General features: G+C 63.5%; 16 protein-coding genes. 11 read left to right on the plus strand and 5 right to left on the minus strand.

Going from position 1 to position 16,334, the window contains the following annotated elements:
- The first annotated feature begins 19 nt into the window (after positions 1 to 19).
- The 6 genes from V1280_RS26170 to V1280_RS26195 all read left to right on the plus strand — a co-directional run bounded on the left by V1280_RS26170 (position 20) and on the right by V1280_RS26195 (position 4,958).
- Entirely contained in the window at positions 20 to 445 is a 426-nt protein-coding gene (locus tag V1280_RS26170; protein ID WP_442895160.1) for a PaaI family thioesterase, read from the plus strand.
- Between the two features lie 253 nt (positions 446 to 698).
- Positions 699 to 1,709, plus strand: coding sequence for an aldo/keto reductase (locus V1280_RS26175; protein WP_334530825.1), 1,011 nt, complete (start codon positions 699 to 701; stop codon positions 1,707 to 1,709).
- Positions 1,710 to 1,725: 16 nt separating this feature from the next.
- Positions 1,726 to 3,039, plus strand: coding sequence for a tetratricopeptide repeat protein (locus V1280_RS26180; RefSeq protein WP_334530828.1), 1,314 nt, complete (start codon positions 1,726 to 1,728; stop codon positions 3,037 to 3,039).
- Positions 3,040 to 3,241: 202 nt separating this feature from the next.
- Positions 3,242 to 3,820: a hypothetical protein gene (locus V1280_RS26185; RefSeq protein ID WP_334530831.1), complete on the plus strand. Its 579-nt coding sequence runs from the start codon at positions 3,242 to 3,244 to the stop codon at positions 3,818 to 3,820.
- 134 nt (positions 3,821 to 3,954) lie between these two features.
- Positions 3,955 to 4,530 (plus strand): cysteine hydrolase family protein, encoded by a 576-nt coding sequence (locus V1280_RS26190; protein WP_334530834.1) that lies wholly within the window; start codon positions 3,955 to 3,957, stop codon positions 4,528 to 4,530.
- 110 nt (positions 4,531 to 4,640) lie between these two features.
- Complete coding sequence (locus tag V1280_RS26195; RefSeq protein ID WP_334530837.1) at positions 4,641 to 4,958, plus strand: hypothetical protein; 318 nt, start codon at positions 4,641 to 4,643, stop codon at positions 4,956 to 4,958.
- Positions 4,959 to 5,007: 49 nt separating this feature from the next.
- Here the strand turns inward: V1280_RS26195 and V1280_RS26200 are convergent, their stop codons facing one another.
- From V1280_RS26200 to V1280_RS26210, 3 genes are read right to left on the minus strand one after another with little or no spacing between them, the layout of a single operon-like run.
- Positions 5,008 to 6,276, minus strand: a complete 1,269-nt coding sequence (locus tag V1280_RS26200; protein ID WP_334530840.1) for a flavin monoamine oxidase family protein — start codon at positions 6,274 to 6,276, stop codon at positions 5,008 to 5,010.
- Positions 6,277 to 6,285: 9 nt separating this feature from the next.
- Positions 6,286 to 6,990: a RibD family protein gene (locus tag V1280_RS26205; protein ID WP_334530843.1), complete on the minus strand. Its 705-nt coding sequence runs from the start codon at positions 6,988 to 6,990 to the stop codon at positions 6,286 to 6,288.
- A 22-nt stretch (positions 6,991 to 7,012) separates the two neighbouring features.
- Positions 7,013 to 7,687 carry an FABP family protein gene (locus V1280_RS26210; protein ID WP_334530846.1) on the minus strand — a complete coding sequence of 225 codons (675 nt, stop codon included), beginning with the start codon at positions 7,685 to 7,687 and terminating at the stop codon, positions 7,013 to 7,015.
- 337 nt (positions 7,688 to 8,024) lie between these two features.
- Here V1280_RS26210 and V1280_RS26215 point away from each other — a divergent pair, with 337 nt between their 5' ends.
- Genes V1280_RS26215 through V1280_RS26225 form a run of 3 tightly spaced genes read left to right on the plus strand, consistent with a single transcriptional unit; the run spans position 8,025 to position 11,784 of the window.
- Positions 8,025 to 8,477 (plus strand): hypothetical protein, encoded by a 453-nt coding sequence (locus V1280_RS26215; protein WP_148775660.1) that lies wholly within the window; start codon positions 8,025 to 8,027, stop codon positions 8,475 to 8,477.
- Between the two features lie 5 nt (positions 8,478 to 8,482).
- A complete protein-coding gene (locus tag V1280_RS26220) occupies positions 8,483 to 9,874 on the plus strand; it encodes a Dyp-type peroxidase (protein ID WP_334530853.1) in 1,392 nt (463 codons plus the stop codon).
- A gap of 44 nt (positions 9,875 to 9,918) precedes the next feature.
- On the plus strand, positions 9,919 to 11,784 hold the full coding sequence (locus tag V1280_RS26225; protein ID WP_334530856.1) for a di-heme-cytochrome C peroxidase: 1,866 nt from the start codon (positions 9,919 to 9,921) through the stop codon (positions 11,782 to 11,784).
- A 9-nt stretch (positions 11,785 to 11,793) separates the two neighbouring features.
- On the opposite strand, the gene V1280_RS26230 is transcribed toward V1280_RS26225, so the two are convergent.
- A complete protein-coding gene (locus tag V1280_RS26230; protein ID WP_148775685.1) occupies positions 11,794 to 12,042 on the minus strand; it encodes a hypothetical protein in 249 nt (82 codons plus the stop codon).
- 166 nt (positions 12,043 to 12,208) lie between these two features.
- Positions 12,209 to 13,078, minus strand: a complete 870-nt coding sequence (locus V1280_RS26235) for a VOC family protein (protein ID WP_334530859.1) — start codon at positions 13,076 to 13,078, stop codon at positions 12,209 to 12,211.
- A gap of 242 nt (positions 13,079 to 13,320) precedes the next feature.
- Between V1280_RS26235 and V1280_RS26240 the strand changes: the two genes are divergently transcribed.
- Both V1280_RS26240 and V1280_RS26245 read left to right on the plus strand, forming a co-directional pair.
- Positions 13,321 to 13,761 (plus strand): hypothetical protein, encoded by a 441-nt coding sequence (locus V1280_RS26240; RefSeq protein WP_334530862.1) that lies wholly within the window; start codon positions 13,321 to 13,323, stop codon positions 13,759 to 13,761.
- A 250-nt stretch (positions 13,762 to 14,011) separates the two neighbouring features.
- The gene (locus tag V1280_RS26245) at positions 14,012 to 16,258 is read left to right on the plus strand and encodes a TOMM precursor leader peptide-binding protein (RefSeq protein ID WP_334530865.1); all 2,247 of its coding nucleotides are present in this window, start codon (positions 14,012 to 14,014) and stop codon (positions 16,256 to 16,258) included.
- Positions 16,259 to 16,334 lie beyond the last annotated feature (76 nt).

Genomic DNA, 16,334 nt, shown 5'->3' on the forward strand with positions numbered 1-16,334 from the left:
TGCAAGGATGGACGGAGCGATGATCAGCAAGACCGCCGCAAAGCTCAAATCAGACGGCTGGACCATCCTTGAGACCACCGGCTTCATGCACCTGGTCGGCCCGCTGTGGGAGCGCAAGGTCGACTGTCAATATGAGTTCGCACTCGCCACCGAAGACAAGCACCACAACCGCCGCGGCATGGTCCAGGGCGGCGTGATGATGACATTCGCGGACCGCACCTGCGGCATGACCGCCCGCTACGTCTCCGGCAAGGAGTATATGGCGACGGTGCAGCTCGACACGCATTTCGTGGAAGCGGGCAAAATCGGCGACATCCTGATCTCCCGCCCCCGCGTGGTGCGCGCGACCCGCAGCCTGATCTTCATGAGCACCGAGGTGAGCGTGGATGACCGCTGCGTGGTGATGGCGAACGGTGTGTTCAAGATTTTGAAGGGGCCGGCGTAGGTTCTTGCTCCGCCGTCGTCCCGGCGAAGGCCGGGACCCATAGCCACAGGGAGGAGTCTGAGGCGAAGCTGGTAACTCCGAGTCTTCGCAAAACTATTGCTGCGGCGTATGGGTCCCGGATCTGCGCTCCGCTTCGCTGCGCTTGTCCGGGACGACGAGAGGAGACGGCATTTCTGGATTGCTTCGCTGCGCTAGGAATGACGGCTGTAGCTGGCTATGGTGCCTCGCAACTGAAGCCTCGAGGAAACAGCCCATGCAACACCGCCAACTCGGCCGCTCCGGCCTGAAGGTCTCGCCGATTTGTCTGGGCACAATGATGTTCGGCGGCCCGACGGATGAAGCGGCATCAACGCGGATCATTGCCAAGGCGCATGAGGCCGGCATCAACTTCATCGACACCGCGGACGCCTATTCGAAGGGTGGCTCCGAGGAGGTCGTCGGCCGCGCCATCGGCAACACCCGTCACGCCTGGGTGCTCGCGACGAAACTCGCCAATCCCATGGGTGATGATCCCAATCGCGTCGGGCTGTCGCGGCGCTGGGTATTGCAGGCGGCCGAGGAGAGCTTGAAGCGGCTCGGCACCGGCCACATCGACATCTACTATCTGCACAAGGAAGACCATGCGACGCCGCTGGAGGAAACGGTGCGCGCGATGGGCGATCTGATCCGCGCCGGCAAGATCCGCTATTTCGGCGTCTCCAACTACCGCGCCTGGCGCGTCGCCGAGATCTGCAACATCTGCGACCGGCTCGGCATCGACCGTCCCGTGGCGAGCCAGCCCTATTACAACGCGATGAACCGCATGCCCGAGGTCGAGCACTTTCCGGCCTGCGCCAATTACGGCCTCGGCATCGTACCCTATAGCCCGCTGGCGCGCGGCGTGCTCACCGGCAAGTACAAGCCGGACGCAGCCCCCGACAAGGAAACGCGCGCCGGCCGCAACGACACCCGCATGATGCAGACGGAATGGCGCTCCGAGTCGCTTCAGCTCGCGCAGGAGATCAAGCGCCACGCCGAGAAGAACGGCATCACCGCCGGCCAATTCGCGGTGGCCTGGGTGCTCAACTCGGCCTTCGTCTCGTCGATCGTCGCAGGTCCGCGCACCGAGGAGCAGTGGGACGGCTATATTCGCGCGCTCGACTACCGCTTCACCGCGGATGACGAGGCGCTGATCGACCGCCTGGTCGTGCCCGGCCATCCGTCGACGCCGGGCTACAACGACCCGGCCTATCCGATCGAAGGACGCCGCGCGCGGACGGCGTGAAGGCTCGGAGACAACGATGGCGCTCGAAGACCGCTACGGCCTGCCGCTCTCCACCACCTCCGATCAGGCCGCGTCCGCCTATCGCGAAGGCGTCGACCTCATGCTCGCCGGCTGGACCGGCACGGCGGAGACGCTGGAGCGCGCGATCGCGGCCGATCCGGATTTCGCGCTGGCCCACATCGCCCGCGCCCGCGTGCATGCGTTCTACCAGCAGGGCGATCTTGCGGGGCAGAAGGCAGCACTGGCGCGCGAGCTCGTCGCGAAACGCGGTACGGAGCGCGAGCGCTCGCATGTCGAGACGCTGGCGCTTGCGATCGAGGGCCGGTTGCCCGAGGCCATCGCGGCCATGTCGGAGCACATCGAGAGCTGGCCGCGCGATGCCGTGGTGCTGTCGCTGCCGCTCGGCGCGTTCGGCCTGTTCGCCTTCTCCGGCATGGCCGATCACGACCGTGCCCGGCATGAGCTGTGCGAACGCGTCGCGCATCACTATGGCGAGGACTGGTGGTTTCTCACCATGTCCGGCTGGGCGATGACCGAGAATGGCGACGTCGCCCGCGGCCGCGCCGTCACCGAGCGCGGCTTCAATCTGCGCCGGGCCAACGCCCACGCCGCACACGCGGTGCTGCACGCGATGTTCGAGGACGGCTCGATCGAGGCGGCCGACCGTCTCGTCGACGAGTGGATTCCGACTTACGACCGCGCCGGCATCCTGCACGGCCATATTCTCTGGCACCAGGCGCTCGGCGCGCTGGAGCATGGCGATGCGGCCCGCGCGCTCAAAATCTATGCCGATGTGCTGCAGCCCTCCGCCACACAGGCACCGCCGCTCAACGTCATCACCGACAGTGCCTCGCTGCTCTGGCGTTTGTCGGCCTACGGCCACGCCGTGCCAAAGGCGCTCTGGGTCGAGGCCGACGCTGCCGCGCAAAAACTGTTTCCGAAATCGAGCCTGCCCTTCGCCGACGTCCACATGGCGTTGTTCGCGGCCGCGACGCAAAATCGCGAGGCGCTTTCCGCGCGCCTTGGCGTGATCGAGCAGCGCCTTGCCGACGGCAAGCTGCCGGCCGGCCCCGTCGTGCCCGCGATCTGCCGCGCGCTTGTCGCCTTCGCGGATGAGAATTACGCCACTTGCGTGCGCGATCTCGCCCCCGTCCTCACTGAGGTCGTGCGCATCGGTGGCAGCCATGCCCAGCGCGAACTGATCGAGGACACTTTCCTCGTGGCCCTGATGCGCAGCGGCGAACTGCCGCGCGCCCGCAGCCTGCTCGATGCCCGCCTGCACCGCCGCCCGTCCTTGCGCGATACGCGCTGGCAGGCCGCGATGGGTTAGCTCTGCCACGAAAAAAACACCGGCCTGGCGGCAAGTGCCTGGCGGGACGGGTTGCGGTGATCGGGGTGAATCGCCGATGGGTGGCGCGGTGGTATTCCAGTCGGGATTGGCGGAGCAAACGGGATCGCAACCAATTTGCGATTCGATGGTTATTGGGCGGAACTTTCGCCCGTCCGTGGCCCCCTGGCACATGAGCCTGACGATGCGCCTCCGCCGACCGGCCCTGGCCGCAATCCTCATTGTCCTCGCAAGCCCTTGTTTTGCCGAATCTTCCAGCCCGATCCCGGTGAACAATCCGCCGGCACAGCAGAACTCCCTCATGGACGTGCTGGCCCTGATGTCGGGTCATTGCAAGACGCTGAAGGTCGCCGGGCGCCCCTTTGCCTGCAAGACCGTGGCCTTCGCCCATGACGACAAGGGCCGGGTCAATTTCGCGGTCGCCGTCGACGACCCCAGCGACGACAACCACGTCGTGTCGTTCTCGGGCGAGAACGGCAAACGGGCAGATGACAATTCCTACGAGCTGCCGGTCGACCGCATGCTGCTCAACTCCAAGAACCGACCGAAGGTCGATGGCCTGCCGGTGCCGGCGGCGCAGACCTCCACCGGGTCCTGCCGCCAGACCGGCAATTTCGCCGCCAGGAAGGTCAACGACGTCACCTGCTCCGCGACCGACAGCGAGGGCCGCAAATACGAGCTGCTGTTCGTCTCCGACGGCAAGCCTGTGAGCGTGCGCCGTATCCGGCAGTCGTCGCCGTCGGTCCAGGATCCGTTCAAGTAACGGCATCATTGGCGCGAGACGACCTCTCATTTCGTCATTGCGGAGTTCGAGCCGTCCCGAAACGAGGGAAGATCGACATTGCGTTGGTCAGGGATCGCTTCGCATACTCCACAAAACTTCGGAATCCGCACGCCATGCCCCATCCCCTCCCCGCCCTTATCGTCGTCGACGTCCAGCGCGCATTCGACGAATGGGAGGCCGCGGGCAAGCGGCGCAACAATCCGGATGCGGTGGCGCGCATTGTTGACCTGCTCGCGGCGTTCAGGGCGAACGGCGCGCCGATCTTCCACATCCGCCACGAAGGCACCAAGCCGAACTCGACGTTTTTGCCGTCGCGCACCGGTTACGCCGTCAAGGACGAGGCGCGCGAGCAGGCCGGCGAACCCGTGATCGTCAAGCGCGTCAACAGCGCCTTCATCGGCACCGATCTCGAGACGCGCCTGCGCGCGAACGACATCGCCGCCCTCGTGATCTGCGGCGCCACCACCAATCATTGCGTGGAGACGACGACGCGAATGGCCGGCAATCTCGGCTTCGACGCAAGGCTCGTGCGCGACGCGACCTGGACATTCGATCGCGTCGGCCCCGACGGCGACACGCATTCGGCCGAATCCATTCACGCGATGACGCTGTCGAATTTGAACGGTGAATTCGCCCGCATCGTGACCACAAACGACGTCGTCAGCTCGCTCGCAGCGGTGCGACAATAAATCTCGGCGCGATTCCGCATTGATTGTCTGCGTCGTTTCGACGCCCGCACTCGCCGGAACGCAGCAAACACCCATCTGTTGTCACTCGACATCTCAACTGGAGTGATGACATGAAGTATCTCTTTGTCGCGATGGCCATCGGTGCCGTGGCGCTCACCGCGTCCACGGCCAACGCGGCTGGCGGCGGCAAGGCCAAGCCCGACGCGCGAATTGGCCAGTCAACCGACATCAGCGCGCAGCATAGGCACCGCCATTACGGCCATCGTCATCACCGCTGGCACCCTCACCACGGCGGCTACTACCGTCCGCACTATCGCAGCTACGGTTACTATCCACGGCACCAGGGCTATTACGGCGGCGGGCCGTACGGTTACTATGGTGGCGGCGGCCCCGGCGTGACGTTCGGCTTCGGCGGCAGTCGCTGGTGAGCCCATCACTGGTGAGACCAGAGGCCCGCAGAGATGCGGGCCTTCTTTCTCAACCCTGCAAGATGAGGCGAGCCGTCTCCCGGCCGCTCGCGAGCGCAGCCTCGACCGTTCCCATGTCGCGGCCGCGATAGAGCGCCTCGCCGGAGAACAGCACGGGGCCATCGGCGCGCGCGAAAATTTCCTGCGCCGCCCGCGTCTGCGGCGTCGCCCAGGAATAGGCGCCGCCGGCAAAGCGATCGTGCGCCCAGTTGGCGGCTTCCGACACCACGAGGTCGCGTACGAGATCATCGCGTGACAGACTGAAGATCGTGGCGAGCGAATCGATGCCGGCGTCGATCAACGCCTGCCGATCGAGTCCGGCCAGCGCTGCGGTGCGCGGCCCGCCGAACCAGCCAGTCAGCACGGGATGCTCGGATGGATTCTGCGTCCACCACACCGGGATCGTCTCGTCCGACAGCAGGAAGGTGAGATCGGCGAGATCCACCGCCCTGTCGCGCCACCATGGCCGGCTGAAGCGCAACAGGATCTTGATGACATTGCCGAAGCCGATGTCGGCTGCCGCAGCCGCCTTTTCGCGCGCGGCTTGCGGCAGCGCGATCTCGCGCAATAGCGGCAGCGGCACGGTGAGGATCACCTTGTCACAGGCGAACGTCTCGCCGCCCGCGCAACGGACCGCAACTGTGGCGCCTTCTTCGATCGCCACCACCTCGCAATTGAGCCGGATCACAACGCCATGCTTGCGGCATTCGGCCGCCAGAAACGCAATCAACGCGCCGTAGCCGCCGACGACGCGCCCCTGCGTATGGAGTCCGCCCTCCATCCACTCCTCACGCAAAGCCAGCGTCGAGGCGCGCTCGGGGTCGGCGGCGTCGTAGCCTTCGACCATCCGTTCAATCGTGTGCCGCACCTGCGCATATTCATCGCCCGCAAAATGTCGGCGCAGGAACTCGGCGACGGTGAGGTCGTCCTTCAGGTCCCTCAGCGCGGCAAGAAGCTCGGCCTCATGCGGATTGTCCCGGCCTTCACGCGAAAGTTTAGTGCCGTCAAAGCTCCGTTGGGTGCCTTCGATGGCCTGCACCGACAGCGCCGCCTTGCTCAGCAGATCGCGCGTGACCGGCGCCTCGCCATGGACGAACTCGGCACCGCCGTCGGCGGGATAGCCGAACTCCGATGCCGGCAGCGGATGGATGCGTCCGCCGCAGCGGTCGCGCGCCTCCAGGATCGTGACCCGTTTGCCGGCGCTCGCGAGCTCGCGGGCGGCCATCAGGCCGGCCGCGCCCGCGCCGACGATGACGATATGCTCTGACGTATCAGACATTGCCGTTGCTTATTGGCCCGCGGCGTCGTTCTGGATCAGGTAGCGCAGCAACAGCACGCCGCCGCCGAGCTGCCGCGTCCTCTCCAGCGTCATCGCGGTGAGCGGCGCGCGCTTGTCGCTGTCGGCGTCGGTCGAATCGAACACGAACGGGGCACCCCTGGCGCCGTCGATCGCGGGGCTGAGGATCAGGTTGAATTCGTCGATCAGGCCGGCGCGCAGGAACGCGCCATTGGCGACGCCGCCACCCTCCACCAGCAGGCGCTTGACGCCAAGCTCGCGATTGAGGATCTCGACCGCCGATGCGAGGTCGATCTCCGATTTTCCGGCGAAGATATAGGACACGCCCTCGCCCCGCAGGCCGGCAAGATGCGAATCCGGCACGCTCTCGGTGAGCACCGCGACGATCGGATCGCCGCCGATGTCCGAGCGGCCCCAGCCGATCTTGCCGTGCGCGTCGAGCACCACGCCGTAGGTTTTCGCATCGCGCCGCGCAAACCAGTTTTCGCGCGGGAATGTCTCGCGCGACGTCTCGGGATAGGGCTTGCCCTTGGCGAACTCGGAGCCGGTGACGCGGCCGATCACCCAGGCATCGCCGCCGAGCTCGTCATGGATTGTCTCGAACCAGTCGGTGCCGGCCCCCTTCGGACGCCAGCGGCTCGAATGGGTGCGGCCGTCGAGGCTCGCGTGCATCAGGCAGATGACATAAGGCTTCATGCAGATTCTCCGAACCGGCTTCTCAGGCCGGCTTGTCGTTCTTGGCGCGATCGTTCTTGGCCCGATCGTTCACGATCACCGCGAGCGGGTTGAGTTTTGGCGGCGCGACCAGCTTAAGCGTATTGCTGTCATGATGATTGAACGGCGCGCCGCGGACGAACAATTCGGTCTGGATCTCATAGCTCCAGCTGCCGTCGTCGTTGAAGGTGATGTCGCAGCGGTAACTGTCGGTGCGGAACGCTTGTTCCAGGAAGTCGGTCGAGCAGATCCCGTAAGCGGTGTCGCCACGCTTCGCCGTGACGGAAATCTTTTTGTCATCCGGCTTGGCCTGGCCGGAGGCCAGCAGCACCTGCCCGCGCGGGATTGCCAGCGTCTGCATGATCAGCCCGGTGGCAGCTTCCCACAGCCAGTAGCCGACCTGGTCGTGGAAGGTGATGTCTTCCTCGGGCGTGTTGATGTGGATGTGATAGCGCAGTCCGTAAAGCAGCTGCGGCCCGTTGGCCTGCGGATCGATCGGGTCCATCCGGATGTGCTCGATGAAGGTCCGCCGCTCCGGCCCCTCCGCCTTCGGATTGATATCGATACCCTTGTTCGCCTGCCAGGTGCCGGCGAGCCGGCGGAGCGGCCCAAGATTGGCGAGACTGTCGGGCGAGACGTCCTCTTGTTCGGTGAAGATGTCGGCGGGAATGGGGAGCATGGAGACCTCGCATCGTTGCGCAGGCAGCAATAGCACATGAGCGGCACGAATCGAGCGGAATGGAACCGGAAGCCTTCACCAACATCGAGGAGTTCAATGCTGAGCGAGCTCGGTCACATGGTCGTCTGCGCGCAATTTGCGGTGACGTCCCCGGTGACCGGACGGTGAAGCACCTTGTGTAACATGCTCCAAGAGCAACCGGGACCTTTTCGGTGTGAAACACATCACACGCTGTAGATGTATTCTGCGTTAAAAGCTCGGGCGTAAAGCCAGCTCTGCTGCCCGCTGCACATGAGCCATTCGCAACGGTTCCAGCTCATCCCAGGGAGGAGTTGCCATGACAGTTGTATTGAAAGTTGGAAAGATCAGCGCTCTCACCGCCATTACCAAGATCGTTTCTGGTCATGCTCCGGCGCTACGTCAGACACTTCAGGGGCTCACCGCCGCAAACGGCGGTAAAATCTCGTCTCTCGGAACCATCCATATCGTGCGTTGGGTCATCTTCGATGACGACACGCGGTTGCTGTTTGCGACGAATTTTGACGGCGACGTGGAAGACTATATGCGCGATTTTGCCGAGCGGGCCCCCGATGGAATCGACGCGATCTGGGGTCATTGCGAGGGATATCCGGGAGCACGCGATTATCCAAAGCTGCGTGATTATATTCTCGGAAGCGCCATCGAAACCACCGGTTATTATTGCGCCTATCCGAACTCTACCGTCGCCGATATCAACAAGGCGCTGGATTGGAAGGCCAAGTTCGACACGTTCCTTGACCAGATCGGTTGACGGGAATGGCTGCCCAATCCGCAGCCGGCGACCTGGATCGGAACGATATCCAGGGGATGGGGATGCGGCCGTATCGCTTCCCGTTTGCGCACTATCATCTGCTGAACGTGAGCGACCAGGCGCGAGCCCGGCGATGGTTCAGCGGTGTCGCCGGGCGATGCACCAGTGTGGCGGGTCTGGACGCATCGCCTTCGCCGCAGGCTTTCAACGTCGCCCTCTCGTGGCAAGGTCTGTCGGCGATAGGTCTACCAGAAGCCAGCTTGCTGAGCTTCCCACAGGAATTCCAGCAGGGAATGGCTGCGCGCGCTGATCGGCTCGGCGATGTCGGCGAAAATGCACCGACGCGGTGGGACGCACCGTTCAACGAAAGAGTGCACGCGCTCGTCGTGGTGAGTGCGATGACGGTCGCGGATCGCGACACCGCTTCGACAGCATTGCTGTCTGATTTGCGCGATAACGGCTTGACCGCCGTAGGTGCCATCGATGCGAAACTATTGGCCGGGCAAGATGGCAGGCCTGTTCCAATCGAGCACTTCGGCTTTCGTGACGGAATTACGCAACCAGCCATCGAAGGCAGTGGGGAGCCCGTCCTGCCCGGCGCGGGCATTCCGGAGGCAGGTGGTTGGCGAGCCCTGAAGGCTGGTGAGTTCGTGCTCGGGCGGCCCGATGAGACCGGTGCAGTCCCTGACTTGCCCAGCCCGACAAGTCTCAGTGGCAACGGCACCTTCGTGGTGTTGCGCAAGTTACACCAACATGTCTGGGCCTTCCGGGATTTTCTGCGGCGCTCTGCCACGAATGAAGCCGACGTCGCGCTGCTGGCGGCGAAGCTGATGGGACGCTGGCAAAGTGGCGCACCGCTGGCCTTGACAGCAGATCAGGACGACGCAGCGCTCGCCGCGGATCCGAAGCGAAATAATGAATTTACGTATCTCGACGACTTGCGGGGAATGAACTGCCCGTTGGGGGCACATGTGCGGCGCCTCAATCCGCGCTCGGGGCTGACGGGCCCGAATGGCGCATCCGTCCATCGGCATCGGCTGCTGCGCCAGGGTTTGCCCTACGGATCGCGCCTGCCTGCGGATGCGGCTGCCGATGACGGCGCCGAGCGCGGCGCCATCATGTTGCTGGTGAACGCCGACATCGCGCGTCAATTCGAATTCGTTCAGAAGGTCTGGATCAACGACGGTGACTTCGCTGGCCTCGGGAATGACAAGGATCCGATGATCGGCGGCAATGACGGAAGCGGAAGCTTCACGATCCCGCGCGCCGGAGCGCCGCGGCGTCGATTGCCCAATCTGCCGGCATTCGTGAGTACACGCGGCGGAGAGTACTTCTTCCTGCCGGGCATCGCCGCGCTGCGATCCTTTGCCGACTCCCCGGCGGACACAGCCTCATGACCGATTCAGGCTGAGTTCTTCGACAACCTGCCAGGGAGAACAAAATGGCGTGGAAACCGAATTCGATCGTCGCCTCGCTGGCCCTGCTCTTCTCGGTTCTTGTTGCCGCGGTCATCGTGGTCGCGGGAGTGGTGGGCTACCCCTATGTCTCCAAGGTCTATGACGGGATCATGGTGAAGTTGCCGGAGTATCCGGTCGCCCAGAAGACCCGCTGGCTCGACCAGAACTGGACGGACAAGCGCGAATGGGTTCACCACGCCGATCAGGGGACGGCGACTTTCCACATCCCTTACGAATGGTTCATGGCCCTTGAACAGCCGGTCTTGTCGCTGAGGTCGGCGGGACTTTTGAGCGACCCCACTTATCTCGATCGTTTCGGATTCATTCCCGATCCGTCGGATCCCAAGCTCGGATTGCCTATAGGCATGGCGCGCGGCAAGGCGATGGTCGACGCCACCGCAAAGCCCTGGAAGAATCCACGAGCCCCGTACAATGACATGACGCGGATCGGGCTGACCTGCGCGGCGTGCCACACCGGACGTTTCACCTACCAGGGGACAGAACTGCTGGTCGACGGCGGCCCGGCGCTTACGGATCTCGGCAAGTTCCGCACCGCACTTGGCCTCTCGCTGGCGTTCACGCGCTTCGTTCCGTTCCGCTTCGACCGGTTTGCCGAAAAGGTGATCGGAGCAGACCCAAGCGAAGTGGAAAAGACTCAGTTGCTCGCGCAACTCGACAAGATCCTGGCGCAGGGCAAGGGGCTCGCCGATCTCGACACCGTGGTTGCTCCACAAAGTGTCGTCGAGGGGTTCGGCAGACTCGACGCGTTGAACCGCATCGGCAACGAGGTCTTTGCGGTCGATCTCAAGATTCCCGCCAACTATGCCGCCACATCGGCGCCCGTGCATTTCCCGCGCATCTGGGACGCCTCATGGTTCGATTGGGTCCAGTACAACGCATCGATCGAACAACCCATGGTGCGTAACGTCGGTGAAGCCATGGGCGTGTCCGCGATGATCAATCTGACAAGCGTGCAGGGCGGGCTTTTCAATTCAGGCGTCGAAATTGTGAACCTGGACAGGATCGAGAAATCGTTGGCCGGGAAACAGCCGAATGAAAGTACAGGCTTCACCGGATTGAAGTCACCACAATGGCCTTCCGAGCTCCCTCCGATCGACAAGAAGCTCGCCGGGCAAGGTGAGGCACTCTACAAGGAGCACTGTCAGGCATGCCACCTGCCGCCGGTGAGCAGTGCCGAGTTCTGGAAGTCCGATCGCTGGTCGCTGCCAGACAAGCGGACGGAGGAGCGTTATCCAGGCGAGCGTTATCTTCGCGTCGAGATCGTCCCGTTCGCGCATATCGGCACAGACCGAGCGCAGGCCCAGGATATGTTCGATCGCAAGGTCACGGTTCCGCGGGAGCTCGATATTTCGTCCGACAGTTTCGGCCAAGCGCTCGGTGCAGTCACCGAAAAGACCATCAAGCATTGGTATGACGGCCAGACGCCACCGGTTGCGCCAGAACAGCGCGAGGAGATGAACGGATACCGGGATAACGGCATCCAGGCTCCGCTGGGCTACAAGGCGCGTCCGCTCGACGGGATATGGGCAACGCCGCCGTACCTGCACAACGGCTCGGTGCCCAATCTATATGCCCTGTTGTCGCCCGTCGCGGAGCGACCGACGAAATTCTACCTGGGCAACCGCGAATATGACGCGGTCAATGTCGGATATCGCTATGACAAGTTGGAGAACGGGTTCGAGCTCGATACGAGGCTTCGTGGCAATACCAACTCCGGGCACGAGTTCAACGGCGATGGGACAAAGCAAAATGAAAAGGACGGCGTGATCGGGCGCCTTTTGACGCCGCAAGAGCGGCGGGCGCTGGTCGAATTTCTGAAGACAATGTGAGGCGGGCTCTCAAGCCGCTTCGGACGTCGATCCCGCACGCCGCTCGAGCACCCCGATCGTCGCAACCAGATTGTCGCGTCGCGCGCGAAGGTTCGCTGCGAGCGGCGGATAGGTCGGCTCTCGCGCGTCGAACACCCCGGCGCGGGCCTCTTCCTCGAGAATGTCGGTGTTGAGCAGCCGGACGCGCCACCACAAATCGGCGATCAACGCGTCGAGCCGGAGCTCTCCATCCGCACCAGAACGGGACACTTCCTGCATCACATGCCTCAACCTGAAACGGCCTCCCTGCTGAGGCCTGGCTTTGGCCCTGACTGAGCAAGCGGAATGCCAGGAAACGGCGTGCGCGGCTGAGCTGAAAAGCAGGGTTCCCCGTTCACAAATAGGCCTGAAATAGCCGGGACGACGACCCGCGAAACGTCTCGTCCTAGCGCTTCGTCTTGTGAACCACCATCCTGCCCTTTGAAGCAATGTCACCCCATTTGGCGGACCAGGTGACCTCCGAGGCGGAGGACCGCGCGATGCCCTTCTGATCCCACGCCCCCTGCAGCGCAAACAGGGCGCCCTGGGGATCGACACAACGCACGATCCAGCAACCATCGGGCAACTCGATCGGCTCCAGAAGAACCCGGCCCCCGCCATCATGGACCCGCCGGGCCGCCGCGCCGACGTCGTCGACATTGAAGTAGTGGAGCCAACACGCCTGCAATACGCTCGGAAGCTTGGTGAGCATGCCGCCGATCGTCTGCCCGGCCACCGAAAACAATTCATACACGCTTGCCGGGTCGGCCTCAGTGGAGGCCTGTTGCCAGCCGAGCAGCTTGCCGTAAAACGGAAAGACCTTGCTTCGGTCTTCAGCCAGCAACTCGTGCCAGCCGACGCGCCCGGGCTGGTCCAACCCGCTCCGTTGCGGTTGGCCGTATGTCAGCCCGGCGACCAGCGCAAAATTCGCGCCTTGCGGATCGGCGACCACGGCAATGCGGCCGATATTGCTATCGGTCGGCGAGACCAGGATCGCGCCCCCAAGCCGGCGGACCTGCGCGACCCGCGCATCCATGTCATCGACGGCGACGTAGCCAAGCCATCTCGGCGTTGCTCCCATTCGCACCCCTTCTTCGGGGAGATCCATCAGCCCGACGACCGGAGTGTCGCCTGCAGTCAGCAGCGTGTAGGCCAGTTCCGGGCTCGAGGCATCTTTCACAGCCCAGCCAACCACCCCGGCGTAAAAAGCTGCTGCCGACGGCATATCCGTCGTCAGAAGCTCATACCAAACGAAGCATCCGAGTTGATCGACCAAGCTAGTCTCCCCGTTTGGACGGACAGACGGTTGCGCACTGCATCATGCGCCGCAGCCCGGTGACATCGACACGAATCTGGACGGGAATCTGGACAAGAATTTGCGGCAATGCCATTCATGAAGATGAATGCAATCTGAACGAGCGCCATTACATTTCGTGTTCACGTGAATCTTGCTCGCGTTGATTGCTCGGCGTACGATGATCGTAGAAGATCGTTCTTCGACCCATGGAGGATGCGGCCATGCAGCGACCGAAGCAAGCTTCGAAAAAGAAGCGAATGACCAAAGCTGCAGTACCGGCGCTCGGATTCGCCGGACTGACTTTTTCGCTGGCGGGAAGCGCGATGGCGTCCGCGGTGCCGGCAGACGAGCCTCAACAAAAACTGAATTTTACGCCCGGCCAGTTCAACGCGCTTAGCGAGGAAGAACTCGCCGACGTCAACCTCGCCACCTTCCACCTCGCCGGCGATGAAAAAACCTTCAGCGGCGTGCTGCTCGCGCGCGGATGCGGTGGCTGCGGCGGTTGCCGTGGCTGCAGAGGTTGCGGTGGCTGCCGAGGCTGCGCAGGCTGCAGGGCCTGCCGCTGCGGCGTCGGTTGTGGTGTTGGCATTGGCTGCGCCGTTGTTGCGCCGGTGGCATGCACAGGGTGCTGCGCATCGTGGGGCCGCTGCCGCTGGTGCTAGGCGCTGGCGCTTCTTGACTGGACATCGACAGGTCGCGATTTCATTGGCCGGGTTCGCTAACGACCCGGCCAATTTGCTGTTCTCGCCACGGGGTTCGTTTCACCCGGCTGCTCGGCTTGCCGATGGCGAGCGAGTGTGTTCCAACTTATTCGAAGGCCGGTCGGACTCGGCGCACAGATCGGGCCGCGCCAAGTGCCCGTCGTGCGCCGGCAATCGGACATGACGGCAACAGGATCTGCGTGCTGACCCGATGACAGTCAAGCGAAAGAGCAGCGCTGCGAAGCAGACCCGCAAGGACATTTTGCGATTCGCACCAAACTTCACCGCCTATCTGCTTCCGCCCAATGCGGTCTGTCTCTATTCCGAGAACCGCAAGTTCTTCCTGCACGGCGATCTCTATTGCGCCGTGGCAAGCGCAATCGGAAAGAACGGCACGACTGCGCCGGAGATCATCCGCCAGCTCTCGAAGCGTTTTCCTGTCACCGAGATCGAGGAAGCGATCCGGCGGCTGCTGGAGCGCCGCTACGTCGTCAGCGCAGCATCGCACGCCTACGCCGGCGCCGTTGATGGTTATTGGGCAAGCCTCGGCCTGCCTCCGGAGATCGCCGAAGAGAACCTGCGCAATTGGCCTGTGCGGGTCGAATCGATCGATGTCAAAGGCGCGGGCGAGCTGAGCGCGGCGTTGGGCAAGCTCGGGGTTCACATCACCAGGCGATCGCCCAGGCTCATCATCACGCTGGTGAACGACTACCTCGAACGGCAACTCGCTGAGGTGAACGGGGAGCGCGTCGCCAACGGGACACCCTGGCTGCTGGTCCAGCCATCCGGCGTGTTTCCGCTGGTGGGACCTGTGTTCAGGCCGGGCGAGAGCGCCTGCTGGACCTGCCTACACGATCGCATGATCCGCAATCGCGAGATCAAGGGATTTCTCGATCGTGGCGCGGCGCAAGCGGTCGCAACATCGCCGCTGGTCAGTGACACCGTCGGCGAAACCGCGATCCACTTCGCCGCCGTTGAAATCGCGAAGGCGATCGCCTCCGGATTCCGCACCGATCTCAGCGATCACGTCGCAAGCTTCGACCTGACCGGGGCTGCCATCGCCAAGCACTACGTCGCGAAGCGTCCGCAATGCGCGACCTGCGGCAGCAGGAAGCTCCGGAATCCGCGACGGGCAGCGGTGCCGATCGAGCTTGCCGAGGGCAGGAAGCTCGTCATGACCAGCGGCGGATACCGCACCGTGACGTCGCGAGCCACCGTGGCGCGGTTCCGCAAACACGTCAGTCCGCTGACCGGCGTGGTGTCGCGGCTCGAGCGGATCGAGGCCGACCTGCCGATGAACACCAATTTTTTCGCGCACCACAATTTCTCTGCACCGGCCTGGAACATCGACCAGCTCAGGTCCGGCCTGAGCGGCGGCAGCTTCGGCAAGGGCTCCACGGCCGAGCAGGGCGAGGCCAGTGCGCTGATGGAGTCGATCGAGCGCTATTCGGGCATTTTCCAGGGTGACGAGATCAGGACGACGCGCCGCTTTGCCGATTTCGCGCCCGGTGACGCGCTTCTTCCCAACGACATCCAGTTCTTCAGCGATGCGCAGTTTCAAAACAGGCATGTCCCGCTGCCGGACGATTCACATCCGGTTCCCGAGCCGTTCGACCCCGCGACCAAAACCGAGTGGTCGCCGGTCTGGTCGCTGCGCGACAAGCGTTTCAAGTATCTTCCGACCGGCTTGCTGTATTTCTTCTATGGCGGCTTCCACACGGATTCGAACGGATGCGCGGCCGGCAACACCCGCGAGGAGGCCATCGTTCAAGGCTTCCTCGAGCTGGTCGAACGCGATGCCTACGCGATCTGGTGGTACAACCGCGTGCGGCGTGCCGAACTCGATCTCACCCAATTCGAGGATTCCTATGTGCGGGATCTCCAGAGCCAGTTTGCCGATGCGGGGCGCCGGCTCTGGGTGCTCGACATCACCAGCGATCTCGGCATTCCCTCCTACGTTGCGATCATGCACTGGATGCAGAACGGACACGAAAACATCGAGTTCGGCTCCGGTTCGCATTTCGATCGCCGCATCGCGCTTTTGCGTTCGCTCACTGAACTGACCCAGTTCATGTCGATCGGGATGATGGGCGGCGGAAGCGGCGAGAAGTCGTCGCTTGACGGTGTCACGCCGCTGCGGCTGGACGATTATCCGTTCCTGATCCCGAGCGACAATCCGATTATCCCGCCCGCGCCTGGCATCACAGTTGCGGACAACACGCGCGACCAGGTCAATGCCTGCGTCGAGATCGCAACTCGCGCAGGTTACGATTTCCTCGTGCTCGACCAGACGCGCCCCGACGTCGAGGTGCCCGTGGTCAGGGTGCTCGTCCCGGGCTTGCGGCATTTCTATCGCCGCTTCGGTCCGGGCCGGCTTTACGATGTCCCGGTGAAGCTTGGGCTCTTGGATCGCCCGCGACTCGAAAGCGAACTGACTCCGTTCCTGCCACACACCTGAAGGCTGGCCTCGTTGCGCGCTCCCCGGAAAAAGCCGAGCAGGACAATCGCGCCAATCATCGCCGCCCGACTGAACG

It is taken from the genome of Bradyrhizobium sp. AZCC 2230, assembly GCF_036924495.1.
Classification (GTDB): domain Bacteria; phylum Pseudomonadota; class Alphaproteobacteria; order Rhizobiales; family Xanthobacteraceae; genus Bradyrhizobium; species Bradyrhizobium rifense.

What these genes read in the sequence shown, in the direction of transcription:
- V1280_RS26225 (WP_334530856.1), top strand. Translation starts at nt 9,919, where the DNA reads ATGGCGTGGAAACCGAATTCGATCGTCGCCTCGCTGGCCCTGCTCTTC.
- V1280_RS26180 (WP_334530828.1), top strand. Translation starts at nt 1,726, where the DNA reads ATGGCGCTCGAAGACCGCTACGGCCTGCCGCTCTCCACCACCTCCGAT.
- V1280_RS26210 (WP_334530846.1), bottom strand. Translation starts at nt 7,687, where the DNA reads ATGCTCCCCATTCCCGCCGACATCTTCACCGAACAAGAGGACGTCTCG.
- V1280_RS26175 (WP_334530825.1), top strand. Translation starts at nt 699, where the DNA reads ATGCAACACCGCCAACTCGGCCGCTCCGGCCTGAAGGTCTCGCCGATT.
- V1280_RS26185 (WP_334530831.1), top strand. Translation starts at nt 3,242, where the DNA reads ATGCGCCTCCGCCGACCGGCCCTGGCCGCAATCCTCATTGTCCTCGCA.
- V1280_RS26190 (WP_334530834.1), top strand. Translation starts at nt 3,955, where the DNA reads ATGCCCCATCCCCTCCCCGCCCTTATCGTCGTCGACGTCCAGCGCGCA.
- V1280_RS26200 (WP_334530840.1), bottom strand. Translation starts at nt 6,276, where the DNA reads ATGTCTGATACGTCAGAGCATATCGTCATCGTCGGCGCGGGCGCGGCC.
- V1280_RS26240 (WP_334530862.1), top strand. Translation starts at nt 13,321, where the DNA reads ATGCAGCGACCGAAGCAAGCTTCGAAAAAGAAGCGAATGACCAAAGCT.
- V1280_RS26205 (WP_334530843.1), bottom strand. Translation starts at nt 6,990, where the DNA reads ATGAAGCCTTATGTCATCTGCCTGATGCACGCGAGCCTCGACGGCCGC.
- V1280_RS26245 (WP_334530865.1), top strand. Translation starts at nt 14,012, where the DNA reads ATGACAGTCAAGCGAAAGAGCAGCGCTGCGAAGCAGACCCGCAAGGAC.
- V1280_RS26195 (WP_334530837.1), top strand. Translation starts at nt 4,641, where the DNA reads ATGAAGTATCTCTTTGTCGCGATGGCCATCGGTGCCGTGGCGCTCACC.
- V1280_RS26230 (WP_148775685.1), bottom strand. Translation starts at nt 12,042, where the DNA reads ATGCAGGAAGTGTCCCGTTCTGGTGCGGATGGAGAGCTCCGGCTCGAC.
- V1280_RS26170 (WP_442895160.1), top strand. Translation starts at nt 20, where the DNA reads ATGATCAGCAAGACCGCCGCAAAGCTCAAATCAGACGGCTGGACCATC.
- V1280_RS26215 (WP_148775660.1), top strand. Translation starts at nt 8,025, where the DNA reads ATGACAGTTGTATTGAAAGTTGGAAAGATCAGCGCTCTCACCGCCATT.
- V1280_RS26220 (WP_334530853.1), top strand. Translation starts at nt 8,483, where the DNA reads ATGGCTGCCCAATCCGCAGCCGGCGACCTGGATCGGAACGATATCCAG.